A 23,683-nucleotide genomic window follows, 5' to 3' on the forward strand; every position below is an offset into this window, starting at 1 on the left:
GCCGCCGTCAGGCGCGGGTGGCCCGTTCGTACAGCGAGCGGGCCCCGGCGTCGAACAGGACGGCCGTCGACTCGGCGTCGGTGTCGCCGCCGCTGAGCACCCCGATGATCCGGCCCATGCGGTCCGGCCCCTGGTATCCGGTCAGCCAGGGGCTGCCGCTCGTGCCGTCCCAGAAGCCCCCGCAGCGCATCCGCATCATCGCGCCGACCTCGGTGTCCCGGTGGGAGTCGGTGGTGCACATGACGGGGCGGTTCTCGGGGTTGTGGTCCTCGACCGGGTAGCCGACGACGGTGACGCGCTGGTCGGGCCCCGCGCCCCAGTCCGGCGTCGAGGAGCCGACCACGCTCTGCACGCTGCGCCCGCGCGCGTCCGGTTCCAGTGTGAGGAAGGCGTAGTCGCCGGCGTCGTCCTGGTCCGTGGTCCAGCGGCCGTCGATCTGGGCGGCCCGTACCTTCCACTTCCCGTACGGATACGTCCCCTCCGCCGCCCCCGAGAAGCCCGGCGCGAACTCCAGCTGGTCGGCCGGATGGGCGGCGGCGCAGTGCGCGGCGGTGGCGATGACGTTGCCACGCGGACTGTTCACCACACTCGCCGTGCAGTAGTGGTCGCCGCCGCTGACAAGCACGCCGACCGAGGGAGTGAGGGGCGCCGGCACGGCGCTGGTCTGCGTGCCGCCCAACGGTGCCGTATCGGACTGGGGGGACGAGGCGGCGCGCCCGCCGCAGCCCGCTCCGGCCAGCAGTACGACGGCGACCGCCGCGACCGGGGCCACCGCCCGCTTCACCACTCCCAAGGTGCGCATGGTCTCCATCCTGACGCATGCGGGGCGCGGCATGGGCTCATGTGTGCGGTCCATGGCCCGTTCGGGGTGCGCGAAGGCCCCCGGCGCACGCGACGCCGGGGGCCCGTTCTCCTGTGACGGCCCGGTCAGCCGTTGGCCAGCGCCTGGAGCCGGTCGTACGCGCCGTTGAACCGGGAGTGGTCGCCCACGGTCGGGCCCGACGAGGTGTACTGCCACATCGTGTAGTAGTCCCAGCCGGCCGGGAGGGCGCCGGGGTCGGTGTTGTAGCGGGCGATCCAGAGCGGGTTGGTGGCCCCGAAGGCGCCGGAGTTCCCGGTGCACTGGCTCCACCAGCTGGTGGCGGTGTAGATCACGGCATCGCGGCCGGTGCGGGCCCGGTACTCGTTCACGAAGTCGCGGATCCAGCTGACCATCCCCGAAGCCGACTTGCCGTAGCAGGCGGCGCCGTACGGGTTCCACTCGATGTCGAGCGCGCCCGGCAGGGTCCGCCCGTCGCGCGACCAGCCGCCGCCGTGGTCCGCGAAGTAGTCGGCCTGGGCCGCGCCGCTCGTGGTGTCCGGGGTGGCGAAGTGGTAGGCGCCACGGATCATTCCCACGTCGTACGAGCCGTTGTACTGCTGCGGGAAGTTGGGGTTGTTGTAGTACGTGCCTTCGGTGGCCTTGACGTAGGCCCACTTCACGCCGCTGTTCGCCAGGGTGGACCAGGCGACGTTGCCGTTGTGGCTGCTGGTGTCGACGCCTTCGGTCTGGACGGTGCGCAGGTCGCGGGGCAGACCGCCCACCCCGTCGTGCGCGGCGACGCCCATGCCCAGGGTCGCGGTGCCGCGCGGAGGGGTGTCGGCGGCGCCGGAGGTGCCGGTGAAGCCGAGGACGAGGGTGAGGGAGGAGAGGAGGATCCCGGCCGCGGTGAGGGGTCCGCGGCGGGCCGTTCCGGATCTGTGCACGGGCATTGCGTGCCTCCGAAAGGCTCGGTGGGGGCTGGGACTTGACGGCCTGGGTCGACATGTCGGCGTATCGCTGTGGACATGTCAGAGATGACGCTACGCACGTAGACCGTTGGCGCGAAAGAGGCTTCAGGTTATGCCGATGGTTCAGACCTTTGGTGGCCGCGACACGCTGCGAGAACGGCGTGGCCTGGCGGAAACTTTCAGCCGCGCCCGGCCCGGGCGCCATCCGGGCCACGGGACGCACAGCCCGCTGGGAAATACTGTGCCGTCACGACACACCTATGGCATGGGAGCCGATGTGCACGGTCCGGATCCGGAGTTCCTGGCGCTCGAACGCGAGCTCGCCGTCTTTCTGCGGCGGGCCAGGGCCTCGTCCGGCGAGATGGCCCGTGAGGTCCACCCCGATCTCGAACCGGCGGCGTACGGGCTGCTCGTACGGCTCGACGAGGTGGGGCCGCAGCGCGCGACCGAGCTCGCCGGGTACTTCGGGGTGGGCAAGGCGACCATGAGCCGCCAGCTCCACGCCCTGGAAGACCTCGGGCTCGTGGCCCGCGAGCCCGACCCGGCGGACGGCCGCGCCTCCCTGGTCCGCATCACGCCGGAGGGTACGGCGAGGTTCGGGCGGGTGCGGGATGCTCGGCGCGAGCGGTATGTGCGGAAGCTGGCCAACTGGGACCGGGTGGAGATCTCGGAGCTGGCCCGCCTCCTCCACCAGCTGAACGCGGCTGCGGCGGACAATTAGGCCTGCGTTCGACCCTGCGGGTTCGCTTTGGGGTGCGGGTGGTGGTCGGTTCTCGCGCAGTTCCCCGCGCCCCTGACTATCCGGCGCTGGCCCGCACGGGCCTCCTCAGCCCATCCGGGATGAACCCCGGGAACCCCGGCTGCGGGCCGTGCGTGGCTGGGCGCGCAGTTCCCCGCGCCCCTGGCGGGGCTGGTGCTGGCCTGCATGGGCACCCTGAGCCCGTCCGGCGTTTGAGGACGAGCGCCCTTGAGGCGCGACGGGGTCTGGGGCGGAGCCCCAGGGAGCCGCACCTTTTGACCCGGGTGTCCGGGTGGGCGGGTGGGCAAACGCGCCGTCCGGCCCTGGCGCGCCTACACCTCCACCAGCACAACCGTCGCATCGTCGTGACGCTTCCCGGCGCCGAGGAACACCCGCTCCTCGTCCCCCGCCTCAAGCTCCCGCACCCGGGCGATCAGGCCCTCGGGGCCCGTTTTGTGGATCAGGGCCACGCAGTCCGCCCACGACCCCTCGCGGAACGTCTCGACCCAGCGGGTCGCGCCGTCCGTGAGGGCCGCCACCGCCCGCACCCCGGCCAGCGGCTCGCGTCCGGTCACCGCGCGCGCGGCCACCGACGGGTCGGCGGCCGCCGTGAAGAAGCCGCCCTCCTTGTTGCGGGCCAGTGCGTCCGCGAGCGCGTCGGACGCGAGGGAGGCCCGCGGCACCCGGTCGAGCCGGTCGTCCAGAACCGCCCGCACCGTGCCGTCGGCCGCTTCGATGAGCAGCGCCGAGTCCGACAGGACGAGATAGTCCAGCTCCGCCGCGTCCCACCGCGCGAGCACCACGGTTGCCTGAGGCGTACGAGGGTGAGAAAGGTCACACGTGTCGCGGTGGGCGTCCGCCGTGCGCCGTATGGACGCGGCCAGGATCTCGGTCAGCGTCATATCCTGCCGGGAAGCGGACAGTTCGGTCAAAGCGCCGCCGAGCCGTGCGGTGAACCAGGGCACGTCGTGCACGCAGTCGCCATTGCCGGGCAGCGGCGTGACGCCGTCGAGGACCACCAGCACGCCGCCCAGTCCGCACGCGGGCAGTGCCGTGGCGGCCCAGTCCTCGTTGGGGTGGTCAAGGCGGCCGGGAAGGGAGGCGAGCTCGATGTGCATGCCGGCCAGTCTGCACGACGCTTTCACGACGCCTCCACGCACGCCGCCGCAGCGCCGGACGGCCCGTCAATTGGCCCGTACCAGCAGGCGAACCCGGCTCATCTCGGGAGGAATCCGCCACTCCGCCCAGCTGTGGGCGGGCATCCTGCCAAAGCCCGCGCGGAACTTCCAACCGACGTCTCATCGGGGCGTGAGCGGGCACGCTCCCAGAGTTGATGGTCAACTCCGAAGTGATGTTCACTCGTTCAGGTGGCCGAGCAGTGACTACTCGTCATGACCAGTCGTCACCTTGGCTTCCTTGGTGGACTGGCAAACACGAGTGAAGGTTGAGAGCACCGGTGCAGAACAAGCGGCCTCGGGGCGACGACGGCACACGCGCGCAGCGCCCCGCACGGGTGCGGAGCCGCCTGGTCGTCTCCGTCGCCGTCGTCTCCCTCATCGTGCTCGGAGCCGGTGCGCCCACCCTGTTCGCGGCCTCCGCGGACCTCACCGATTCCCAGCACCTGGCCACCCTGGCCCAGTTGAACCAGCAGACGGTCAGCCTCGCCCACGCCCTGGGAGACGAGCGGGACGGCGTCACGCAGTACATCGCGGCCGGCCGGCCCAGCGGCCAGGACGCGGCCCTCAAGGAGCCCGCCGCCCGGGTGGACCGCCGGATCGACGAGCTGCGCGCCACCGCCCCCGCGAGCCTCGCGCGTGACCTCGCCACGGTGCCCGCCGTGCGCCGCGCCGCGCTCACCGGCAAGGGCGGCGCCCTGGAGGCGCAGAAGGCGTACTCCGGCGTCATCGCCTCGCTCCTCGCCGTCGCCGACGAGCTCGCCGACCGTACGCCCCCGCGCGCGGCCGACGCCGTCCGGGCGCCCGGCGCGCTGGAGCGGGCGGTCGAGCAGGCATCGGCGACCCGTGGGCTGCTGCTCGGCGCGCTCTCGGTGCCGGCGGGCCCGGCCGCCAAGACGTTCGACCCGGCCACCGGCAAGTACGTACAGAAGGAGAAGGACGACGGCGACGCGGCCCGGGCGCGGGACGCGCTGAGCGCCGCCGCCCAGCAGGCGCACGTACGCGAGCAGTCCGCGCTGGCCGACTTCGACCAGGCCGCGGGCGCCGACGCCCGTGACAAGGTCGCCGCGACCGTCACCGGACCCGAGGTGGAGGCGGCCGACGGCTACCTCACCCGCCTCACCGACCAGTCCCAGCTCAGCGCCACCGAACGCAAAACCGACCCGGACGCGGTGGGCGCCGCGCTCTCCGCGCGGCTCGACCGGATGCGCGGCGCGGAGGCGGCGCTGGCCACCGCGCAGGTCAAGCGGTTCGAGCAGCTGCGCGACGACGACGTGAGCGCCCTTGAGCTCCGGGTCGGCCTGATCGGCGCGCTGTTGCTGCTCGCCATCGCCGTCAGCGCCGCCACCGCCCGCAGCCTGACCCGCCCGCTCGCCGTAGTGCGGCGCGGCTCGGCCCGTCTCGCCCAGGCGCCGGCGAGCGAGGAGCCGGTGCGCTTCACCGGGCGCAACGACGAGTTCGCCCAGGTCGTGCGCTCCCTCAACGAGCTGCACGCCAAGGCCGTCGAGCAGCACACCCGGGCCGAAGGGCTCGACCAGGACCTTGCCAAGCAGCGCGCCCGGCTGGCCCGTCTCGCCGCCGAGAAGGCCGAACTGCTCGACCACGTACGGGAGTTGACGGGCGAGCTCGAACGGGCCCGTGGCACCGTGAAGCACGCCTTCGTCAACCTGGGCCTGCGCAGCCTCGGCCTGATCGAGCGCCAGCTCACCGTGATCGAGGGCCTGGAGGAGCACGAGCAGGACCCCGACCAGCTCGCCGTCCTGTTCAAACTCGACCACCTGGCCACGGTCATCCGCCGCCACGGCGAGAACCTGCTGGTCCTGGCCGGTATCGAGCACCACCACAACCACCCCGGCCCGGTTCCGCTGGTCGACGTCATGCGGGCCGCGCTCAGCGAGATCGAGCGGTACGAGCGGGTCTCCATCCAGGCGCTGCCGCCCTACGCGCAGGTCGCCGGGTACGCCGCCGACGACCTGAGCCATCTGGTCGCCGAGCTCCTGGAGAACGCCACGTCCTTCTCGCCGCCGGAGTCCCAGGTGCAGCTGTCGGGCTGGCAGCTGGAGGGCGGCGACATCATGCTCTCGATCCAGGACTGCGGCATCGGGGTGCCCGAGGAGCGGCGCGCCGAGCTGAACCGCCGACTCGCGGACCCCGCGTCCTACGAGCCCGGCGAGCCGGGCACCGAGGCGGGCGGCCTCGGGCTGCATGTCTCGGCGCTGCTGGGACACCGGCATGGCGTGCGCATAGAACTGCGGGAGCAGAAGCAGGGCGGCGTGGCCGCGGTCGTGGTGCTGCCCAAGGCGGTCCTGCCGGACGCGCCGCCCGAGGCGCCCCACGTGATGGCGACGGAGGGCGCGGCCCCGCGCTTCACCCTGCCGGGCGCGCTGGCCGAGGCCAACTCCAATGTGCTGCCGGAGCGCACGGAACGCTCCGGGGAGGTCGCAAAACCCACCGCGACCGAGCCCGCCGGGCCCCCCGAGTCGATCGCGTCCCCCGGGCCCGCCGCGTTCCCCGAGCCGACCGCGTCCCGCGAGCCCGCCGAGCCGGCCGAGGACGAGCCCCGGCTCCCCCTCGACGAGCCGACGTTCGAGATGCGCCTGCCCGAGCCACGGGCCGCCGTGCCCGAGCAGCGGCCGCTCGCGCCCCGACAGGAGCCCGACGCGGAGCCCCACCCCAACCCGGACCCCGAGCCCGCACAGGTGCCCCAGCAGCGCGTCACGGACAAGGGGCTGCCCAAGCGGACCCCCCGGGTCGTCAAGGCCGGGCCCGCCCAGGCACGGGAGCGAAAAGGCGGCACCGACGCGGCCGAGGCGCTGCGGCGCAGGCTCGGCGGTTTCCAGCAGGGCGCCAAGGAAGGCCGTCGCGACGTGGCGGCGGAACTCGAAGACCCATCACAGCAGGCAGACACGGACACGGGGGAGACAGTCGAGGAGGTACGCGGATGAGTGCGACCGGCACCGGGACCGGCAGTCCCGGCAGCGGCACCGGCACGATCGGAGCGAGCACCGAGGCCCGCAATCTGCAGTGGCTGCTCGGGAACCTGGTCGAGGAGGTGCCAGGGCTCATCTCCGTCGCGGTCGTCTCGTCGGACGGTCTGCTGCTGCTCTCGTCCGACCCGGAGCAGCGCCAGGTCACCGTGGCCCGGCAGGGCCCGCGCGGATCGAGCGCCGACCTCGCCACCATCGTCTCCGGCATCGGCAGCCTCACCGTCGGGGCCGCCCGGCTCATGGACGGCGGCGGCGTCAAGCAGACGATGGTCGCGATGGAGGAGGGCAGCGTCTTCGTCATGTCCATCAGCGACGGATCGCTGCTCGGCGTGCATGCCACCCCGGACTGCGACATGAGCGTCGTCGCCTACCACATGGCGCTCTTCGTGGGCCGTGCCGGACACGTCCTGACCCCCCAAGTCCGCAGCGAACTTCGCCAGTCGATGGAGGCCGCCCAGTGACCCCGCCCGCCGAGAAATCCGCGCGGCTGCCCAAACGCGGCGCGGACAGGAAGCCCGCCCGCGTCCGCCCGTACTCGCTGACCGGTGGCCGCACCCGGTTCGGCCATGTGCTGTTCGTCGAGACGTTCGTCGCGGCCATCGAGGCACCCCCGGAGCGCAAGGAGCTCGGCGGCGGCACGCACCGGGTCATGCCGGAGATGCTGGCCATCGTGGAGATCTGCCGCGCGATGCGGACCGTCGCCGAGATCTCCGCGCTCCTCAAGATGCCGCTCGGTGTGGTCAGGGTGCTGCTCAGCGACCTGGCCGACCAGGGAAAGATACGGGTGTACGGGACCGGGCACGGCCCGGGCCAGCCCGACCGCGCACTGCTCGAAAGGGTGCTGAGTGGACTCCGCCGCCGCCTCTGAACTCCTGCTTCCCGATGAGCGGTTGCTCCCCTGGCAGCAGGACCGCAGCCGGGCCCCCATCGCCACCAAGGTCGTGGTCGCGGGCGGCTTCGGCGTGGGCAAGACCACCTTCGTCTCGTCCGTCTCGGAGATCACCCCGCTCCAGACCGAGGCGGTGATGACGCGGGCGAGCGAGGACACCGACGACCTCACCGCGACCCCGGACAAGCTGACCACCACGGTCGCCATGGACTTCGGCCGCATCACGCTGGATGACGATCTCGTCCTGTACGTGTTCGGCACGCCCGGCCAGCAGCGGTTCTGGTTCATGTGGGACGACATCGTGCGCGGCGCGATCGGCGCGGTCGTGCTCGCCGACACCCGGCGCCTTTCGGACTGCTTCCCCGCGCTCGACTACTTCGAGAGCTGCGGGCTGCCCTACATCGTGGCCGTCAACCACTTCGAGGGGACCGAGGCCTTCGAGCCCGAGGACGTACGCGAAGCGCTCACCGTGGCACCGCACATCCCGGTGGTGATCATGGACGCGCGCGACCGGGTCTCGGTGATCGAGTCGCTGCTCGGCCTGGTCGGCCACGCGCTCGAGGCCTGCCCCGAATAGACCCCACCCCCCATGGCCCGCCACGTACAGATACGCACATAACGGAGAACGGTCCCGCATGCGGAGAATACTCATAGTCGGAGCCGGCCAGTCCGGCCTTCAGCTGGCCCTCGGGCTCCAGGCACAGGGGTACGACGTCACCCTGATGTCGAACCGCACGGCGGACGAGATCCGGTCCGGCCGGGTCATGTCCACGCAGTGCATGTTCCACACCGCGCTCCAGCACGAGCGTGACCTCGGGCTGAACTTCTGGGAGTCCCAGGCCCCCAGGATCGAGGGCGTCGGCGTCTCCGTCGCGGCCCCCGACGGCTCGCGCGCCGTCGACTGGGTGGGCAGGCTCGACGGCTTCGCGCAGTCGGTGGACCAGCGGGTCAAGATGGCCGGCTGGATGGAGATCTTCGCCCAGCGTGGCGGTCAGCTGGTCATCCACGGTGCGGCAGTCTCCGACCTGGACTTCTTCGCACGCACCTACGACCTGGTCCTGGTCTCGGCGGGCAAGGGCGAGCTGGTCTCGATGTTCGGCCGCGACGCCTCGCGCTCCCCCTACACCGAGCCCCAGCGAGCGCTCGCCGTCGCCTATGTGCACGGCCTCGGGCCGCGCCCCGAGCACCCCGAGTTCGACGCGGTGCGCTGCAACCTGGTGCCGGGCGTGGGCGAGCTGTTCGTCATGCCGACGCTCACCACGTCGGGCCGCGCCGACATCCTGTTCTGGGAGGGCGTGCCCGGCGGCCCGGTCGACGCCTTCACCGGCGTACGCGACCCCGCCGAGCACCTGGCGCTCACCCTTGAGCTGATGGAGAAGTTCCTGCCCTGGGAGTACGCGCGGGCCACCAAGGTGGAGCTGACCGACGCGGGCGGCACGCTGGCCGGCCGCTACGCGCCCACCGTCCGCAACCCCGTGGGCCGGCTGCCCGGCGGCGGCCTGGTGCTCGGTGTCGCGGACGTCGTCGTGGCGAACGACCCCATCACAGGGCAGGGCTCCAACTCGGCGTCCAAGTGCGCCGCCTCCTACCTCGCCTCGATCGTCGAGCACGGCGACAAGGCGTACGACGAGGAGTGGATGCGGGCCACCTTCGAGCGGTACTGGGACACCGCCCAGCACGTGACGAAGTGGACCAACGCCATGCTGGGGGTCCCCCCGGAGCACGTCCTGAACCTGATCGGCGCGGCCGGCCAGCTCCCGCCGGTGGCCGACCGCTTCGCCAACGGCTTCGACAACCCGGCCGACTTCGAGAACTTCTTCTTCGACCCCGACAAGACCAACGCCTACCTGGCCGAAGTGGGCGCAGCCCAGGCCTAGTTGGGCTCGTCCTCGGAGGAGTATCCCGTGTCCACCCCCTGCGCCGCCCCCTCGGGGAGCCTCGGGGGGTGGTACGCGGACAGGGCCAGCGGATCGGCGGCGGGGTCGGGGCGGACCGCGCCGAGGAGCGGGTTGGCCGCGATGGGGGAGACCTTGACCCGGGCGCCGGGGCGCGGGGCCTGCACCACGAGGCCGCCGCCCAGGTACATCGCCACATGGGTGGCCTTGGGGAAGTAGACCACCAGATCACCCGGGCGCAGCGAGGTCAGCGCGATGTGCGGCAGCTCGGCCCACTGTTCCTGGCTGGTGCGCGGGATCGAGCGGCCCGCGTGCGCCCACGCCTGTGAGGTGAGCCCGGAGCAGTCGTAGGACTCCGGGCCCTCGGCGCCCCACACATACGGCTTGCCGATCTGGTCCACCGCGTAGGTGAGCGCCCGGTCGCCCTCGGACGACGGGGCCCGGGTGCCGCTCAGGGCGCCCGAGGAGAGCAGGTCGCGCTGGGCCCGGTCGGTGCCGCGCTGTTCGAGCCGGGCCAGTTCGGCCAGCTGTTCGGGGGAGAGTTCGGCGAGCAGCTTCTCGACCTCCTTGAGCCGGAGTTCGACGTCGTCCTTCTCGCGCTGCTGGCGCTGGGCGAGCGCCTGCTGCTCCTCAAGCGCCCGGCGCGAGGCCCGTGCCAGCTCGGCGGCCTGCCGCTCGCCCCGGGTGAGCCGGTCCACCGCCGCCCGGCGCTCGCCGGCCGCGTGGGCCAGCACATGGCCCTGGTCGAGCGCGCTCTGCGGATCGTCGGCCAGCAGCACCCGCAGATATCCGGAGAGATCGCCCCGCCCCTGGTACTGCTCGCGCGCGAGCCGGCCGGCCGCGCTGCGCCCGCGGGCGAGCGCGGCTCGCGCCGAGGCCAGTGAAGCGCCCAGCTTCTTGTCCTCGGCCTCCAGGCGCTTGAGCTCGACATCAGTGGCCTTGTACGCCTCGGTCGCCTCCTCCGCCTGTCGGTACAGCGTCTGGAGCTGGGTCAGCAGGACCGAGGCCGAGCTCTCGGGCGGCTGCCCGGGCAGCGCCGACGCGGACTCGCCGGGCGGAGGCGCGGCCACCGCGTCCGGTGCCATCGTCGCCGCCGCCAGGGCCACGGCGACGGCCGCCGCGCACACCGGGCGCACGCGAGCTGACATGTCCTCACCTCCGGTCGCGGGCCGGTCCTTCCGGCCCCACCGGACCGGATCGTGGCACGCGCCGGGGTGACAATCACCAGGAAAAGGGCGAACGGGCCATTGGCCTCACTCGTGCGGCGGCAGCCCGGTGCGGGGGCTTGCGGCGCCGCCCTTCTTCGGCTTCGTCCACGGCCACCGGCGCGGCTCACGGCCCTCGGGTACGTAGGTGTACTTCCAGCCGCGCGGCAGGCCGAGCCGCTTGGTGTGGGAGGCGGGTTGGAGCCGGTAGGCGTACACGGTGGCCGGGCCGCCCGCCGGGTCGGGCACGGGCACCTCGTACCACTGCGGCGGCTTGCCGGTCGGGCCGGTCAGTACCGGCAGGACGCGCCCGTCGAGGGGGCCGCCCACAAAGAGGGTGTTCTCGCTTCGCACCCCTCAAGTCTCACAGCAGGTGGGCCGCCCCGCTCACGACGGGGACCACGCGGCGCGCGAGCACACCCGCCGCGCCGTCGGCGGGCTCATGGACGAGCGCGGCCCGCAGCGCGTCGGCGGTCTGCCCGTCGGTGGCCGCCGTGGCGGTGAGCAGCGCCACCAGATGGTCCACGAGCCAGCCGCGCAGCTCGGGCAGCGGGGGCTGCTTGCCCTCGTCCAGCCAGATCAGCGAGGCCGCCTCCACCGCCGCTATCCAGGTGCGCACCATCATCCGCAGCCGGGGCCCGGGCCGTTCCACCTCCAGGTGGACCAGGATCTGTTCGGCCGCGGCCCGCCGCACCTCGTCCACGATGGCCGTCGTGCGGGACGTCTCGGCCATGCTGCCGCCCCGGAGCAGCGCGGAGAACCCGGCGTCGTGGCTGTCGACGAAGGTGAGGTAGCGGTCCAGGGCCCGGGTGAGCCGCTGGGTCAGGGGGCCGCTCGGCGCCTCGGCGAAACAGACTTCGAGCTCGTCGGCCGCCGAGCGCAGCGCCGCCTCGTACAACTGCTGCTTTCCGCCGGGGAAGTAGCGGTAGACCAGAGGCCGCGACACCCCGGCCGCCTCGGCCACGTCGTCGAGCGACACGTCCTCCGGCGCCCGGTGCGCGAAGAGCGACAGGGCCGCGCCGAGGAGCTGCGCGCGCCGCTCCTCGACGCTGAGCCTGCGGTAGGCGGGGGTGGCGGCGGGTGAGCTCATATGGGGCAGCGTAATCCCCGTGAGCGGGCTTTACGCCAGGAGTCCCGAGCTCTTCCAGAGCCTGCGGCTCACCCCGTTCAAGACGCCTATGTCGTCGAGGAATTCGGTGAGGCGGCCCGCGCCGCTCTGCATGACCTCGCGGCGGTGGCCGCTGGCCTTCACCTGGGCCACGGCCTCGCGGCGGTCGAGCCCGACGTTCTCGTACACCTTGGGGTTGACGAAGCACGTGGCGAAGACACGGGCCGCCTCGCCGCAGCTGAGCCGGGTCAACTCCCGCTCCCAGCGCGGCGCGGAGATCATCTGGCGCCGCAACTCCTCGCGGGCGTACCGGACATGGCGCGCCTCCTCGACCACGTGGATGCGGGTGACGCCGCGCACGATGGTCTGGACGCGGTCGTCCGGGAACGTCAGGCGCTGCATCCAGTCCAGGATCTCCTCGCCGAGCAGGGTGGCGGCGAAGGAACCCGGGGTGGTGGAGACGGTCTTCAGGACGCGCGCGAGGTTGTGGTAGATCCGCGGCACCGGGTACGTCGGCGCCCCGCCCTTCTTGATCATGCGGGCGAACATCATCGAGTGGCGGCATTCGTCGGCTATCTCGGTCAGCGCGTACCGCACGTGGTTACTGGTGACCGACTTGTCGTAGATGTGCCGGACGAGGAGCTGCATCAGGATGATCTCGAACCAGATGCCGAGCGAGGCGAGCGACGCGGCCTCGTGGCGGGCCAGCTCCATGCGCTGGTCCTCGGACATCCTGCGCCAGAGCGGGGTGTCGTAGAGGGAGAGCAGTTCCGGCGGCCAGAACCACTTGCCGTCCTCCAGGGGCGCGTCCCAGTCCAGCTCCTTGTCGGGGTCGAAGGAGTGCTTGGCGGACGATTCGAGCAGCCGCTCGGCGACCTGTTCGCGGTCCCTGAGCAGGCCGAGTGCGTCGCGGAGCACTTCGCTTTCGGTCACGGTTGTCATGGCGAGGGGCACCTCGTGGCTGGGTTACCTGGGGTCACCCCTTATGAGACTCCTTGTCAGCAAGCTCGTCAATCCCTTGCGCGCCACTTGTTGACCCCGCGTCTACCACCGTGTGAACCTGCCAACTGCACAAGGGTGTGCAGAAGTTGAGCCGCAGGGCGATGCCGTCCGCGAGGCGAAGGAGCCGCACGTGTCGACGCACGATCTCTATGTGAACGGCCCGCAGGAACCTCTCTGGCAGGTGCCGGCCTCCGGCGCCGCCCGCTTCAGCTGGGAGTACGCCGACGGGCGCGAGCGGCTGCTCGCCCTCTACCAGAAGGGCAAGGACAAGCAGTGGGACGGCGCCAAGCGCATCGACTGGAGCCTTGAAGTCGACCCGCACGACCCCCTGGGCACCCCCGACGAGGCGATGACCCTGTACGGCACCCCGCACTGGGCCAGGATGACCGACCGCGACAAGGGTGAGCTGCGCCTGCACTACACCTCCTGGCAGTTCAGCCAGTTCCTCCACGGGGAGCAGGGCGCCATGGTGTGCGCCGCCCGCATCGTGGAGTCGGTGCCCGACCTGGACGCGAAGTTCTACTCCGCCACCCAGACCATGGACGAGGCCCGGCACGCCGAGATCTACGGCCGCTTCCTGCACGACAAACTCGGCATGCTCTATCCGGTCAACGACAACCTCAAGGCGCTGCTCGGCGACACCCTGCGCGACTCCCGCTGGGACATGCCCTACCTCGGCATGCAGGTCCTCATCGAGGGCCTCGCGCTCGCCGCCTTCGGCATGATCCGCGACACCACGGACAAGCCGCTGCCCAAGCAGATACTGGCGTACGTCATGCAGGACGAGGCCCGTCACGTCGCCTTCGGCCGGATGGCGCTGCGCGACTACTACAAGCAGCTCTCCGACGCCGAGCTGAAGGAGCGTGAGGAGTTCGTCATCGAGGGCTGCTACCTGATGCGCGACCGGCTGCGCGGGGTGGAGGTCCTGGAGAACTTCGGCATCCCGAAGAAGGAGGCCGAGGAGCTGACCGAGCAGAGCGAGTTCCTGCACCTGTTCAGGAAGCTGCTCTTCAGCCGCATCGTGCCCTGCGTGAAGGACATCGGCCTGTGGGGCGAACGCCTCCAGAAGGCGTACGTGGACATGGGCGTCTTCGACCTCGGTGACTCCAACCTGGACCTCCTGATGGCCCAGGACGAGGAGATCGCCGAACAGCTGGACGCGGAGCGCTTCGCCGCGGAGGAGGCGGCGCGGGTCGCGGAGGTGGCGGGGGCGATCGAGGAGGGGGCGGCGTCCTGACGCCGCGTGGGAAACCGGTCGCGCCGGTCCCGTCGTCAACGGTGCGACCGGCTTTCATCCCTCCGTGTGGATGCTCCCGGGATTGTCCCTGAGTAGGCTGGCGGTGCGAGACAGACTCCGTCGCATGGGAGCAATCATGAGCGCCGCACGCGAGTACGGGCTGGACGACGAGGACGGGTTGGACAGCGAGTACCGGTGGCCCCGCCCTCCGGCGGGCGGCTGGACCGCGGACGACCTGGACCGGCTTCCGAATCTCCCTCCGCACACGGAGCTGATCGACGGAAGTCTCGTCCTCATGAGTCCGCAGACCCGGTTTCACTCGCGCGCCATTCACTTCCTGGTCGGCGAGCTGACGAAGCAGGCGCCGGAACACCTGGAGGCCATCGGGGAGATGACCGTCCGGATGGACCGGAGAAACCGGCCCGAACCCGATGTCCTGGTGGTGCCCGTGGCGGCGGACGACGGCCCCGAGCAGACCTGGTTCAAACCGGAGGACGTCCTTTTGGCGGTGGAGGTCGTCTCGGCGGACTCGATGGTGCGGGACCGTGAGGTCAAGCCCCGCAAGTACGCCCGCGCCGGCGTCCCGCACTTCTGGCGGGTCGAGAAGAGCGACGAGGGGGCCGTCGTGTACGTCTACGAGCTGGACCCGGCCACCCACGCGTACGGCCCGGTCGGGATCTTCCACAAGGAGCTCAAGGTCGACCTCCCGTTTCCCATCGAGATCGACCTGACCACGCTGGACCGCCGCCGCTGACCGGGGCCCGGGTCACGGCGCCAGCGCCGCCTCCATCACCGCCTTCGCGATCGGCGCCGCGTCGCCCCCGCCGCTGATGTCGCCCCGGTTGGCCGACGCGTCCTCGACGACCACCGCCACCGCCACCGCCGGGCGGAACGTGCCGTCGGCCTGGGCCCAGGAGATGAACCAGGCGTAGGGGCTGCCGATGTTGCCGATGCCGTTCTGCGCGGTGCCGGTCTTCCCGCCGACCGTCGCCCCCGGGATCGCCGCGCTCGTGCCGGTGCCGCTCTTCACCACGTCCACCATCATCTGCTGGAGCCGCAGAGCGGTCGCCGGGTTCATGGCCCGGCGGTAGGTGCGCGGCCGGGTCGTGGAGACGGTCGTGCCGCGCGCGGTCGTCCTGTGGTCCACCAGATAGGGGTACTTGAGGTCACCGCCGTTGGCGACCGCCGCCGAGACCATCGCCATCTGGAGCGGGGTGGCCGTGGTGTCGAACTGACCGATGGAGGACAGGGCCAGCTGGTCGGGGCTCATCCGGGTGTCGAAGTTGGACTTGGCGACACCCGAGGGGATCTTGATCCCCGTGTCGTTGAAGCCGAACTTCCCCACCGCCTCCACCATCTTGGCCAGACCCACCTTCACGCCGAGCCCCGCCATCACCGTGTTGCAGGAGACGTTGACGGCGTACGCGAGGGACGCGTTGCCGCAGCCGCTCGCCTCGTTGGGCAGGGTGGTGGCGGTGTTGGGCAGCACATAGGGATCAGGGGTGTCGGTGGGTGCGTCGACATCCGTGACCGCGCCCGCGTCCAGCGCCGCCGCCGCTGTCACGATCTTGAAAGCGGAGCCGGGCGGATAGGTCCCGCGGATCGCGCGGTTCAGCATGGGCTGGTCGGGGTCGCTGGTCAGGCGCCTCCAGGCGTCCGTCACCGTCCTGCCGGTGCCCGACAGGACGCCGGGCTCGTAGGACGGACTGCTGACCAGCGCGAGGATCCTGCCCGTGGCCGGCTCGAGCGCGGCCACCGCGCCCTTCTTTCCGGCCAGTCCCTTGAACGCGGCCTGCTGCATCGAGGCCTTGATGGTGGTGACGGCCCGGCCCCCGGAGTGCCGGCTGCCCGTCAGGTCGTTCCACAGCGGGAAGACCGAAAGGAGCGGCGAGGTGCCCGCGAGGACCGGGTCCTCCGCGTTCTCGACCAGCGTGGTGCCGTACGTCTGCGAGGCGTAACCGGTGACGCTCGCGTACAGCGGCCCGTTCTTGTACGTGCGCTCGTAGCGCAGCTGCTGGCCGGTGTCCTTCGACCCGGTGACGCTCTCCTCGCCGACCACGATCGCGCCGCGCGGCTGGTGGTAACGGGCAATGGCCAGGCGGCGGTTGGCGGGGTTGGAGTCGAGCGCGTCGGCCTGGAAGACCTGGACGCGGGCGGCGTTGAGCAGGAGCGCCACCAGCAGGACGAAGCAGAAGGCGGCGGCCCGCCGCATGTACCGGATCACGAGGCGGTCTCCTCAAGCGCCGGCCGGGACCGCGCGATGACGCCCGGTTCGACCGGGGGCAGCGGGCGCCGCGCGGAGTCACTGATCCGGATGAGCAGCGCCACGATGATCCAGTTGGTGACCACGGAGGAGCCGCCCTGGGCGAGGAAGGGCATCGCCATGCCGGTGAGCGGGATCAGCCCCATCACGCCACCCGCGATCACGAACACCTGGAGTGCCAGGATCGAGGCGAGCCCGCTCGCGAGCAGCCGCCCGAAGGGGCCCTGGAGGCAGAGCCCGGCGCGGTAGCCACGGGCCACGAGCAGGGCGTACAGGAGGAAGATCGCGGTGAGTCCGGACAGACCGAGCTCTTCTCCGGCGGTGGCCAGGATGAAGTCCGACTTCGCGGCGAAACCGATCAGGAGGGAGTGGCCGAGACCGAGCCCGGAGCCCAGGGTGCCGCCCGCCGCGAAGGCGAACAGGGACTGGGCGAGCTGGCTTGGGCCCAGGCCCGCGTCGATGGTGGCGTACGGATCGAGCCAGTCGGTGACCCGCGCGTGCACATGGGGTTCGAACAGGGCGACCGCGGCCGCGCCGGCCGAGGCGAGCAGCAGGCCCACCGCGATCCACCCGGTCCGGCCGGTCGCCACGTACAGCATGATCACGAAGATGCCGAAGAACAGCAGCGAGGTGCCGAGGTCGCGTTCCAGGATGAGGACGCCGACGCTCAGAAGCCAGATCATCACGATCGGGCCGAGCACCCGGCCGGTGGGCAGTTGCAGCCGCCGGATCCTGCGTCCGGTGCCGGCGAGCGCGTCGCGGTTGGCGGCGAGGTAGGCGGCGAAGAAGACGGCGAGCAGGATCTTGGCGAGCTCCGCGGGCTGGAAGGAGTAGCCGCCGGCCCTGATCCAGATCTTGGCGCCGTTGACCGGCGGGAAGAGGATCGGGACGAGCATCAGGGCCAGGGCTGCGGCCATCGAGACGTAGGCGTACCGCTGGAGGACGCGGTGGTCGCGCAGGACCAGGACGACGAGCAGGAACAGGACGACCCCGAGCGTGGACCAGACCAGCTGGGCGGGGGCGGCGCGGTTGGCGGGGGTGCCCAGGTCGAGCCGGTAGATCAGGACCAGGCCGAGCCCGTTGAGCAGCACCGCGATGGGCAGCAGCAGCGGGTCGGCGTACGGCGCGCGGAAGCGGACCACGAGGTGGCTCAGGAGCGCGAGCAGGCCGAGCCCGGCTCCGTAGCGCACGGCGTCGGGCGGCACCGTGTGGTTCCTGGCGAGCCCGACGTCGACGTAGCCGATGACCACGACCAGCACGGCACCGGCCAGCAGAAGGAGTTCGACGCCCCGCCGCTTGGGGAGACGGAGCTCGGGTGGGCAGGCATCCGCCGCCGACGGTGCGGTCATGGCAGGCAACGTAGCAAGATGCGCGTCTTATGTCCCCGTATGTCGTTGGACGTCGGGCGGAATGCCTGACGGCTCGTCACCGGCGCCCGGTGCTCGGCTCACGCTGTACGTAGCGGTCACGGCGGGCGGTGCCCACGGGACGGAAGGCCCCGGCCGGCCCTTACGGGTGACCGGGGCGGGAGCGGCCGGCGTCGCGCCGGGATTCGCTCCCGTCAACCACCTCGGCCGCGCGACGCGGGCGCGGGTCAGCACCAGCGGGGCGCGGGCCCGATGTTGTCGATGTAGGCCGCCGAGCCCCACGCCCAGGTGCCGTCGGTGAGCAGATACCAGCGGCTGTTCCCGTCGACCCGGTCGCCGGCGGACTTGCAGAAGATGTGCACGACCGAGCCGTAGGGGGCCCGGCCGAGAATCCTGCTGCCCCGGGTGGGCCGATCGCGCAGGATCAGGCCGGACTTGGCGGTGACACGGCCCTTGTACCCGTGGTGCGCGGTGTCCTCGGCGGCCGCCGTGCCCGCCGTGGCGAGCACGGCGACGGCGCCGGTGGCCACGCACAGGCCGAGGGCGGCAAGGGGTGAGCGCAGGAACATGGTGCCTCCTGTGAAGGGGCGGGGCCGCACGTGAGCGGCCCTCAATTCGCTTGCCTCACACTAAATTCGCTTTTTCGGGACCGCAAAGCGTGACGACGCGTCACGCGGAGTCCGGGCCCGCGTGGCCCTCGGGCGCCGTCAGGCCGACGTACTCGCGCAGTTCGAGCCTGGCCACCGCGCCGCCGTCCGGCGCGTTGCCGAAGCTGAGCGTCGCGCCGATCACCGCCGCCTGTCCCGCCGCGATGGTCAGGCCGAGCCCGTGTCCCTTGGTGCCCGCGTCGGTGCGGAAGCGCTGGGGGCCGTGGTCGAGCAGATACGCCGGATAGCCCCGGCCGTGATCGCGCACCGTGACGACCGGGCCGTGCACCGTCAACTCGACCGGCGCCCGGCCGTGCTTGTGGGCGTTGGCGAGCAGATTGCCGATCACCCGCTCAAGACGCCGCTTGTCGGTCTCCACACAGGCGTCCCGCACCACCGTGACCACCGTGTCCGCCTCGGGCGTCCCGGACGCGGCCGACGCGCGCACCACCCGCTCCACCACCGGGGCCAGCTGTTGCAGGTCCAGGTCCACGGTCTCGCTGCCCGCGTCCAGGCGGGAGATCTCCAGCAGGTCCTCGGTGAGCGAGCGCATCGCGTTGACCCGGTCGCGCACCAGCTCGGCGGGGCGCCCCTCGGGCAGCAGTTCGGCCGCCGCGTGCAGCCCGGTCAGCGGAGTGCGCAGTTCGTGCGCCACATCGGCGGTGAAACGCTGCTCGCTGAGGAGTTTGCCCTGGAGCGTGGAGGCCATCGTGTCGAGCGCGCCCGCGACGGTGGCCACCTCGTCCTGCGGGCGCGAGGGGTCCTTGGTACGGGGGTCGTTGACCCGGGCGTCGAGGTCGCCCGCTTCGATCCGGCGCGCCACGGTCGCCGTCAGGTGCAGCCGCCGGGTGATCCGGGTGACCGCGAAGACGCCGACGAGCAGGGTCGCCCCGATCGCGAGGATCGACGAGCCGAGGATGGCCTTGTCCAGGCCGTTGATGGTGCGGGCGCTCTGGGTGTAGTCGATCTCCGCGGCGAGCGCCCGGCCGTCCGCCGGACCCGCGGCCCACATGGTGGGGCGGCCCCGGTCGTCGTCGACGAGGGTGCCGCGCCTGCCGGACAGGGCGAGCGCGCGCAGCGAGCCCGGCAGTTCCGGCGGGTCGATGCCCGCGCCCGGCGGCAGCTGCTCGCCCGCCTCGTACATCTGGGTGACGTCGGCGAGCCGGGAGAGCGCCTTGTCGCGGGCCTCGCCCACGGTCTGGCGGGTCACCGACACGTGCACCAGGACGCCGAGCAGCGACGCCAGCGCGCAGCACATCACGGTGATGAACACCGCCGACTTCCAGGTGAGCGTCGCGGTCCAGGCGGGCAGCGGCAGCCGGGACGGACGCGTTATCCGGGGAAGGTTCATGGTGCGTCCGCCGTGGGACCGGCCGGCGGGCTCGCCGTCGGCGGCTTCTTCTTAGGGGTGGGCTGTCCGGCACCGGGCGGCGCGTGGTGCTTGCCGGGGGTGTCGGCGCCCTGCTTGCGGCGCACGATCTCGTCGCGGGTGGGGAGCATCGCGTGCTGGTGGTCGTCCCAGGACCAGGCGGTGCGGTACTCATAGCCCGGCATGCCCGCCGACACCGACCGCAGGATCACGTCGCGGCCCGCGAGGTCCACGCTGATGATCTGGTCGACGGTGGACATGATGCGGATGAGGCCGCCGTCGGCGGCCGGCATGTAGCAGCGCACCGCGAGCTCCTGGTCCGGCATCCGGATGCCCAGGATCAGCTCGTCCTTGCCGTCCCCCGTCAGGTCCCGGTAGTAGGGCCTGAGCACCGGGCAGCCGGCCGGCTTCTGCTTGCAGGTGCCCAGCTGACGGACCGTTTCGTCGTACAGGCCGTCGCTGCCGCTGTAGGCGTGGGGGTGCGCCTTCACCTCGGCCTGGACCACGGCGACCGGGTTCAGCTCGCGCACGTCGCCGCCGGACACCTTGATCCCGGGCACCTGCTCGGTGTCGGTCCCGCCGTAGTCGTTGGGGGTCGCCGAGGCGGGCGGCAGATCGGGCCACAGATGGATGGGGCCGATGGCCGTCGGCGTCGCGCCCGCGCTCTTGAGGTGGCCCGCCCCGCCGCAGCCGGACAGCATCAGGGCACCCGCTGCGGTCAGCAGGGGTGCCACGAGTGCGATGCGGCGGTAGCGGGTCAAGGTGCTCCTGTCGTGCGGTGACCCCAGGCTATTTCACCGCGCGCCGCGCCTTCGCCGTAGCCCCCGGCACGAAAGGGCCGGGACGGGCTCACTGCTGGTACGGGTTCTGCCCCTGCATCTGGCCCGGCTGCGGCTGGCCGTAGGACTGCGGCGCGACCGGCTGCGCGAGCAGCCCCTCGGCCTGCTCCTTGGTGATCTGCTGCTGGAGACCGCAGAACGTGCACTGCGTGCGGAACTTCGTCGAGAACGGGAACAGCGGCACGAAGAACAGCGTGAACTTCGTGACGTACTTGCGCACCGCGTGCGCCGCCGGATTGCCGCAGTTGCCGCACACGAGCGTGAGCATCGCGAGCTGGTACAGATAGCTCCGGGTGCCGAAGATGATCATTGAGTGGTTCCCCTCCCGTATTCATGGATGCGTGTCGCGCGTCAGTGTCGTGGCCATGACCGCGCCCCGTCCATCGCGTCCGGACCTCGCGTGGTGGCGGTGGCGTCGGGGCACGATGCCCAGCCGGCTTATTGCCCTCGCGGGCAACGGCTGTTCCCATGGCGGGGTGGGGTGATGGGGCATGGCAGGACTGCGGGTCACACCGGTGCACCGGCACGGACAGGCGCGACTGTACGTCAGCCTCCCGGACGGGCGCGCCGCCGCCTGGTACGACCGGGACACCGGACGCGTGGCGCTGCTGCTCGCCGGTCACGAGGACGAGGTGCTGGCCGCGCTGCGCCCGTACGCCGTAGGGGAACTCCACGTCGGGCCGCCGCCCGTGCCAACCCCGGCCGACCTGGTCCGGCTCTTCCTCCACCCCGACGACGACCTCGCGCCCAACCGGCCCGGCGAGACGCTGCTGCACGAGTCGGCCGGGCAGTGGCCCGCGCACCGCTTCACGACCGCGCCCCACCGCCGTGCGCTCGCCGCGCAGCAGCTCGCCGGGGACGCGCTCGACCGGCTCGAAGGCGCGGGCTGGCGGGTCCTGCACGCGCTCGCGCTGCCCGGCGGGGCCACGATCGACCACCTCCTGGTGGGCCCGGCCGGGGTGTTCACCCTGCGCTCCGTTGCGACCCGGGGCCGCCGGGTGCGTATCGCCGACCCGCTGGTCGCCGTCGGCCGGGCCGCCCCTGCGCCGCTCCTGCGCGGCATCCGGCACGAGGCCGAACGCGCCGGTCTCGCGCTGGCTGCCGCCGTACGGCCGGTCCTCGTCCTGGTCGGCGCCGAACGGGTCGAGCGCGGCCCGGTCCCCGACGTGACCGTCCTGAAGGACGGCGACATCCCGGGCCTCGCCCGCCTGGGAGGCGTCCTGAAACCGGCCGACGTGGCATCCCTGTACGCCCTGGCCCGCGACCGCAGGACGTGGCTACGCGTCTGAAGGGTGCCTGGCCCGCCGGGGCTCGGGCCCGGCTGGCCCGGGGGCGTCGCCGACCCGGCCCGTGAGGGGCCGCGTTCACTCTTCGGACCGTACGCGGACGAACCGGGCCGTCCCGTGGCGGCCCGCCGTCTCGCGGAGCTCCACGAGGAGAGGGCCGGTCAGCATGCGGACGGGGCCGTGGTCCGGGTCGGCGGTCGGCGGGCCGAGGCGCCCGCTCACCAGCTCGGCGACCTGGCGGGACTGGACGGCGGTCAGCCGCGGTGACGTCTTCAGGATCCGCTCGTCGGGCAGCTGGACCAGGAGCGCCTGGGGGCGTTCCGCCGGGCCGAAGACGCCAAGGAGCGCGGCGTCCCGGGTGTCGGCGTGCCGGATCTTCTTCCACGCCCACGTTCCTCCGGGCCGGTAGGGCGAGTCCAGCGCCTTCGCCACGATCCCCTCCACGCCCACCGGCCGCAGATCGCGGAACCAGCCCCGGGCCGTCTCCTCGTTCAGCGTCGCCAGCACCCGCTGAAGCGGCGGCCCCACGTCCTGGAGCGCGGCGCCGAGCAGGTCCCACCGGTCCCGCAGCGGGAGCGCCCTGACGTCCCGGCCCGGCAGCGCGAGCAGGTCGAACGCGATGTAGGACACCGCCACCCCCGCCTGTGCGCGGTCACCCGGAGACCTCAGCAGATCGGTGAAGCTCAACCGGCCCTCGCGATATGCGCAGAGTTCACCGTCAAGGACGGTGCCCGGGGGCAGGCACGTCCCCAGATACGCGCGGATCTGCGGGAACTCCCCGGCGAGGTCCCGGCGGGAGCGTGACTGGAGGAAGACCCGTCCACCGTCGAGGACGAAGGCCAGGGCGCGAAATCCGTCCAGCTTGAGGGAGTACTGGTACCCGCCCGGCGTGCCGTTCTGCGCCGGGATCTCGTCCGCGCGCCGGGGGCGCATGACGTCGACCGGCGGACGGAGGGCCACGTCCGGCGCGCCGTGATCCATGCGGCCGGGTTCGACCGGCGGGCCCGGGCCGTCGCTCACGGCAGCCGGCCCGCGCCGCCGGGAGCCATCAGCGGGGCGAGCAGGTCGCCGTCGCGTTCCAGACGCGGCCCGATGTCCCCGATCAGGAACATCAGATCGTCCGGCGCGCCGCACGCCTCGACCTCCGCCCAGGACACCGGCGCGGACACCGAGGGCCGCTCCCTGGCGCGCACGGTGTAGGGCGTCGCCGTCGTCTTGGCGGCGGAGTTCTGACTGAAGTCGACAAACACCTTGCCGGGCCGCAGCGCCTTGGCCATCTTGTGCGTGACCAGGTCGGGAAGCGCCGCCTCCGCCTCCCTGGCCAGCACCTTCGCGTACGCCGACACCCGCTCCGAGGGCGTCGGATCGAGCGCCGCCAGCAGATGCAGCCCCTTGGACCCCGAGGTCTTGGCGTACGCCCGCAGCCCGTCCGCCGCAAGCCGCTCCCGCAGCCAGAGCGCCACCGCGCAGCACTCGACCACACTCGCGGGCGCCCCCGGGTCGAGGTCGAGGACGAGACGGTCCGCCTCGGCCGGGGCCTGTGCCCGCCACTGCGGGGTGTGGAACTCCACCACCAGGTTCGCCGCCCACATCAGCGTCGCCAGATCCGCCACCACGACCTGCCGCGCGGCCTTGTCGTCCGAGCGCGGCACTTTCGCGGTATTCACCCAGGAGGGGGTGCCGGGCGGGGGATTCTTGGTGAAGAAGCGCTGCCCGTCGGGCCCGTCCGGGAAGCGCAGGAACGACACCGGCCGGCCCCGCAAATGGGCCAGGAGCGGGTCCGCGACCGACGCGCAGTAGTGCAGCAGCTCGCCCTTGGTGGTCCCGGTCGCCGGATACAGGACCTTCTCCAGGTTCGACAGGGCGATCCGCCGCCCCTCCACCTCGGTGATCGGCGTCATACGA

24 protein-coding genes are annotated in these 23,683 nt (G+C 72.1%); 9 read left to right on the plus strand and 15 right to left on the minus strand.

From position 1 onward, the window contains the following. Positions 1-7: 7 nt before the first annotated feature. Together ABR738_RS27435 and ABR738_RS27440 are read right to left on the minus strand one after the other, a co-directional pair. Entirely contained in the window at positions 8-802 is a 795-nt protein-coding gene (locus tag ABR738_RS27435; RefSeq protein ID WP_350232625.1) for a trypsin-like serine peptidase, read from the minus strand. A 125-nt stretch (positions 803-927) separates the two neighbouring features. Continuing rightward, positions 928-1,752, minus strand: a complete 825-nt coding sequence (locus ABR738_RS27440) for a lysozyme (protein ID WP_350232626.1) — start codon at positions 1,750-1,752, stop codon at positions 928-930. A gap of 283 nt (positions 1,753-2,035) precedes the next feature. Between ABR738_RS27440 and ABR738_RS27445 the strand changes: the two genes are divergently transcribed. Further along, a complete protein-coding gene (locus tag ABR738_RS27445; RefSeq protein WP_350232627.1) occupies positions 2,036-2,491 on the plus strand; it encodes a MarR family winged helix-turn-helix transcriptional regulator in 456 nt (151 codons plus the stop codon). Between the two features lie 350 nt (positions 2,492-2,841). Here ABR738_RS27445 and ABR738_RS27450 read toward each other — a convergent pair whose 3' ends face one another. Next, positions 2,842-3,627: a hypothetical protein gene (locus ABR738_RS27450; RefSeq protein WP_350232628.1), complete on the minus strand. Its 786-nt coding sequence runs from the start codon at positions 3,625-3,627 to the stop codon at positions 2,842-2,844. 338 nt (positions 3,628-3,965) lie between these two features. Here ABR738_RS27450 and ABR738_RS27455 point away from each other — a divergent pair, with 338 nt between their 5' ends. The 5 genes from ABR738_RS27455 to ABR738_RS27475 are packed head-to-tail and all read left to right on the plus strand — an operon-like array spanning position 3,966 to position 9,437. Then, positions 3,966-6,629 (plus strand): nitrate- and nitrite sensing domain-containing protein, encoded by a 2,664-nt coding sequence (locus ABR738_RS27455; protein WP_350232629.1) that lies wholly within the window; start codon positions 3,966-3,968, stop codon positions 6,627-6,629. Further along, the gene (locus tag ABR738_RS27460) at positions 6,626-7,132 is read left to right on the plus strand and encodes a roadblock/LC7 domain-containing protein (RefSeq protein ID WP_350232630.1); all 507 of its coding nucleotides are present in this window, start codon (positions 6,626-6,628) and stop codon (positions 7,130-7,132) included. The genes ABR738_RS27455 and ABR738_RS27460 overlap by 4 nt, the downstream gene beginning before the upstream one ends. After that, positions 7,129-7,539 carry a DUF742 domain-containing protein gene (locus ABR738_RS27465; protein WP_350232631.1) on the plus strand — a complete coding sequence of 137 codons (411 nt, stop codon included), beginning with the start codon at positions 7,129-7,131 and terminating at the stop codon, positions 7,537-7,539. The genes ABR738_RS27460 and ABR738_RS27465 overlap by 4 nt, the downstream gene beginning before the upstream one ends. Further along, positions 7,517-8,137 carry a GTP-binding protein gene (locus ABR738_RS27470; RefSeq protein WP_350232632.1) on the plus strand — a complete coding sequence of 207 codons (621 nt, stop codon included), beginning with the start codon at positions 7,517-7,519 and terminating at the stop codon, positions 8,135-8,137. Before ABR738_RS27465 ends, ABR738_RS27470 begins: the two co-directional genes overlap by 23 nt. A gap of 58 nt (positions 8,138-8,195) precedes the next feature. After that, positions 8,196-9,437 (plus strand): styrene monooxygenase/indole monooxygenase family protein, encoded by a 1,242-nt coding sequence (locus tag ABR738_RS27475; RefSeq protein WP_350232633.1) that lies wholly within the window; start codon positions 8,196-8,198, stop codon positions 9,435-9,437. Here ABR738_RS27475 and ABR738_RS27480 read toward each other — a convergent pair. From ABR738_RS27480 to ABR738_RS27495, 4 genes are all read right to left on the minus strand, one after another. Further along, entirely contained in the window at positions 9,434-10,603 is a 1,170-nt protein-coding gene (locus ABR738_RS27480; RefSeq protein WP_350232634.1) for a C40 family peptidase, read from the minus strand. The genes ABR738_RS27475 and ABR738_RS27480 overlap by 4 nt on opposite strands. Positions 10,604-10,708: 105 nt before the next feature. Further along, a complete protein-coding gene (locus ABR738_RS27485; protein WP_350232635.1) occupies positions 10,709-11,014 on the minus strand; it encodes a DUF8847 domain-containing protein in 306 nt (101 codons plus the stop codon). A gap of 10 nt (positions 11,015-11,024) precedes the next feature. Then, positions 11,025-11,750, minus strand: coding sequence for a TetR/AcrR family transcriptional regulator (locus ABR738_RS27490; RefSeq protein WP_350232636.1), 726 nt, complete (start codon positions 11,748-11,750; stop codon positions 11,025-11,027). Between the two features lie 30 nt (positions 11,751-11,780). Beyond that, positions 11,781-12,710, minus strand: coding sequence for an AurF N-oxygenase family protein (locus ABR738_RS27495; protein WP_350232637.1), 930 nt, complete (start codon positions 12,708-12,710; stop codon positions 11,781-11,783). 190 nt (positions 12,711-12,900) lie between these two features. Here ABR738_RS27495 and ABR738_RS27500 point away from each other — a divergent pair, with 190 nt between their 5' ends. Together ABR738_RS27500 and ABR738_RS27505 are read left to right on the plus strand one after the other, a co-directional pair. Beyond that, the gene (locus ABR738_RS27500; RefSeq protein WP_350232638.1) at positions 12,901-14,007 is read left to right on the plus strand and encodes a ferritin-like domain-containing protein; all 1,107 of its coding nucleotides are present in this window, start codon (positions 12,901-12,903) and stop codon (positions 14,005-14,007) included. A 136-nt stretch (positions 14,008-14,143) separates the two neighbouring features. Next, a complete protein-coding gene (locus ABR738_RS27505) occupies positions 14,144-14,761 on the plus strand; it encodes a Uma2 family endonuclease (RefSeq protein WP_350232639.1) in 618 nt (205 codons plus the stop codon). 12 nt (positions 14,762-14,773) lie between these two features. On the opposite strand, the gene ABR738_RS27510 is transcribed toward ABR738_RS27505, so the two are convergent. The 6 genes from ABR738_RS27510 to ABR738_RS27535 all read right to left on the minus strand — a co-directional run bounded on the left by ABR738_RS27510 (position 14,774) and on the right by ABR738_RS27535 (position 20,802). Beyond that, positions 14,774-16,231 carry a penicillin-binding transpeptidase domain-containing protein gene (locus ABR738_RS27510; protein ID WP_350232640.1) on the minus strand — a complete coding sequence of 486 codons (1,458 nt, stop codon included), beginning with the start codon at positions 16,229-16,231 and terminating at the stop codon, positions 14,774-14,776. Continuing rightward, positions 16,228-17,619 (minus strand): FtsW/RodA/SpoVE family cell cycle protein, encoded by a 1,392-nt coding sequence (locus tag ABR738_RS27515; protein ID WP_350232641.1) that lies wholly within the window; start codon positions 17,617-17,619, stop codon positions 16,228-16,230. Before ABR738_RS27515 ends, ABR738_RS27510 begins: the two co-directional genes overlap by 4 nt. Positions 17,620-17,864: 245 nt before the next feature. After that, positions 17,865-18,206, minus strand: coding sequence for an SH3 domain-containing protein (locus ABR738_RS27520; protein WP_502964153.1), 342 nt, complete (start codon positions 18,204-18,206; stop codon positions 17,865-17,867). 100 nt (positions 18,207-18,306) lie between these two features. Further along, positions 18,307-19,635: an ATP-binding protein gene (locus ABR738_RS27525; RefSeq protein ID WP_350232642.1), complete on the minus strand. Its 1,329-nt coding sequence runs from the start codon at positions 19,633-19,635 to the stop codon at positions 18,307-18,309. After that, entirely contained in the window at positions 19,632-20,414 is a 783-nt protein-coding gene (locus ABR738_RS27530; RefSeq protein WP_388456380.1) for a hypothetical protein, read from the minus strand. Before ABR738_RS27530 ends, ABR738_RS27525 begins: the two co-directional genes overlap by 4 nt. An 88-nt stretch (positions 20,415-20,502) precedes the next feature. Then, a complete protein-coding gene (locus ABR738_RS27535; protein WP_350232643.1) occupies positions 20,503-20,802 on the minus strand; it encodes a zinc ribbon domain-containing protein in 300 nt (99 codons plus the stop codon). Between the two features lie 181 nt (positions 20,803-20,983). On the opposite strand from ABR738_RS27535, the gene ABR738_RS27540 reads away from it, so the two are divergent. Beyond that, positions 20,984-21,781, plus strand: a complete 798-nt coding sequence (locus tag ABR738_RS27540; RefSeq protein ID WP_350232644.1) for a nuclease-related domain-containing protein — start codon at positions 20,984-20,986, stop codon at positions 21,779-21,781. Positions 21,782-21,856: 75 nt separating this feature from the next. On the opposite strand, the gene ABR738_RS27545 is transcribed toward ABR738_RS27540, so the two are convergent. Both ABR738_RS27545 and ligD read right to left on the minus strand, forming a co-directional pair. Next, on the minus strand, positions 21,857-22,759 hold the full coding sequence (locus ABR738_RS27545) for an ATP-dependent DNA ligase (RefSeq protein WP_350232645.1): 903 nt from the start codon (positions 22,757-22,759) through the stop codon (positions 21,857-21,859). Between the two features lie 35 nt (positions 22,760-22,794). Continuing rightward, positions 22,795-23,679, minus strand: coding sequence for a non-homologous end-joining DNA ligase (gene ligD, locus ABR738_RS27550; protein ID WP_350232646.1), 885 nt, complete (start codon positions 23,677-23,679; stop codon positions 22,795-22,797). Positions 23,680-23,683: the final 4 nt, after the last annotated feature.

The organism is Streptomyces sp. Edi4, assembly GCF_040253615.1.
In the GTDB taxonomy this organism is placed as follows: Bacteria; Actinomycetota; Actinomycetes; order Streptomycetales; family Streptomycetaceae; genus Streptomyces.

Bases quoted from the DNA above. Each gene is read 5' to 3' on its own strand.
- ABR738_RS27435 (WP_350232625.1), bottom strand. From the start codon at position 802: ATGCGCACCTTGGGAGTGGTGAAGCGGGCGGTGGCCCCGGTCGCGGCG.
- ABR738_RS27440 (WP_350232626.1), bottom strand. From the start codon at position 1,752: ATGCCCGTGCACAGATCCGGAACGGCCCGCCGCGGACCCCTCACCGCG.
- ABR738_RS27445 (WP_350232627.1), top strand. From the start codon at position 2,036: ATGGGAGCCGATGTGCACGGTCCGGATCCGGAGTTCCTGGCGCTCGAA.
- ABR738_RS27450 (WP_350232628.1), bottom strand. From the start codon at position 3,627: ATGCACATCGAGCTCGCCTCCCTTCCCGGCCGCCTTGACCACCCCAAC.
- ABR738_RS27460 (WP_350232630.1), top strand. From the start codon at position 6,626: ATGAGTGCGACCGGCACCGGGACCGGCAGTCCCGGCAGCGGCACCGGC.
- ABR738_RS27475 (WP_350232633.1), top strand. From the start codon at position 8,196: ATGCGGAGAATACTCATAGTCGGAGCCGGCCAGTCCGGCCTTCAGCTG.
- ABR738_RS27480 (WP_350232634.1), bottom strand. From the start codon at position 10,603: ATGTCAGCTCGCGTGCGCCCGGTGTGCGCGGCGGCCGTCGCCGTGGCC.
- ABR738_RS27490 (WP_350232636.1), bottom strand. From the start codon at position 11,750: ATGAGCTCACCCGCCGCCACCCCCGCCTACCGCAGGCTCAGCGTCGAG.
- ABR738_RS27495 (WP_350232637.1), bottom strand. From the start codon at position 12,710: ATGACAACCGTGACCGAAAGCGAAGTGCTCCGCGACGCACTCGGCCTG.
- ABR738_RS27505 (WP_350232639.1), top strand. From the start codon at position 14,144: ATGAGCGCCGCACGCGAGTACGGGCTGGACGACGAGGACGGGTTGGAC.
- ABR738_RS27515 (WP_350232641.1), bottom strand. From the start codon at position 17,619: ATGACCGCACCGTCGGCGGCGGATGCCTGCCCACCCGAGCTCCGTCTC.
- ABR738_RS27520 (WP_502964153.1), bottom strand. From the start codon at position 18,206: ATGTTCCTGCGCTCACCCCTTGCCGCCCTCGGCCTGTGCGTGGCCACC.
- ABR738_RS27525 (WP_350232642.1), bottom strand. From the start codon at position 19,635: ATGAACCTTCCCCGGATAACGCGTCCGTCCCGGCTGCCGCTGCCCGCC.
- ABR738_RS27535 (WP_350232643.1), bottom strand. From the start codon at position 20,802: ATGATCATCTTCGGCACCCGGAGCTATCTGTACCAGCTCGCGATGCTC.
- ABR738_RS27540 (WP_350232644.1), top strand. From the start codon at position 20,984: ATGGCAGGACTGCGGGTCACACCGGTGCACCGGCACGGACAGGCGCGA.
- ABR738_RS27545 (WP_350232645.1), bottom strand. From the start codon at position 22,759: ATGGATCACGGCGCGCCGGACGTGGCCCTCCGTCCGCCGGTCGACGTC.
- ligD (WP_350232646.1), bottom strand. From the start codon at position 23,679: ATGACGCCGATCACCGAGGTGGAGGGGCGGCGGATCGCCCTGTCGAAC.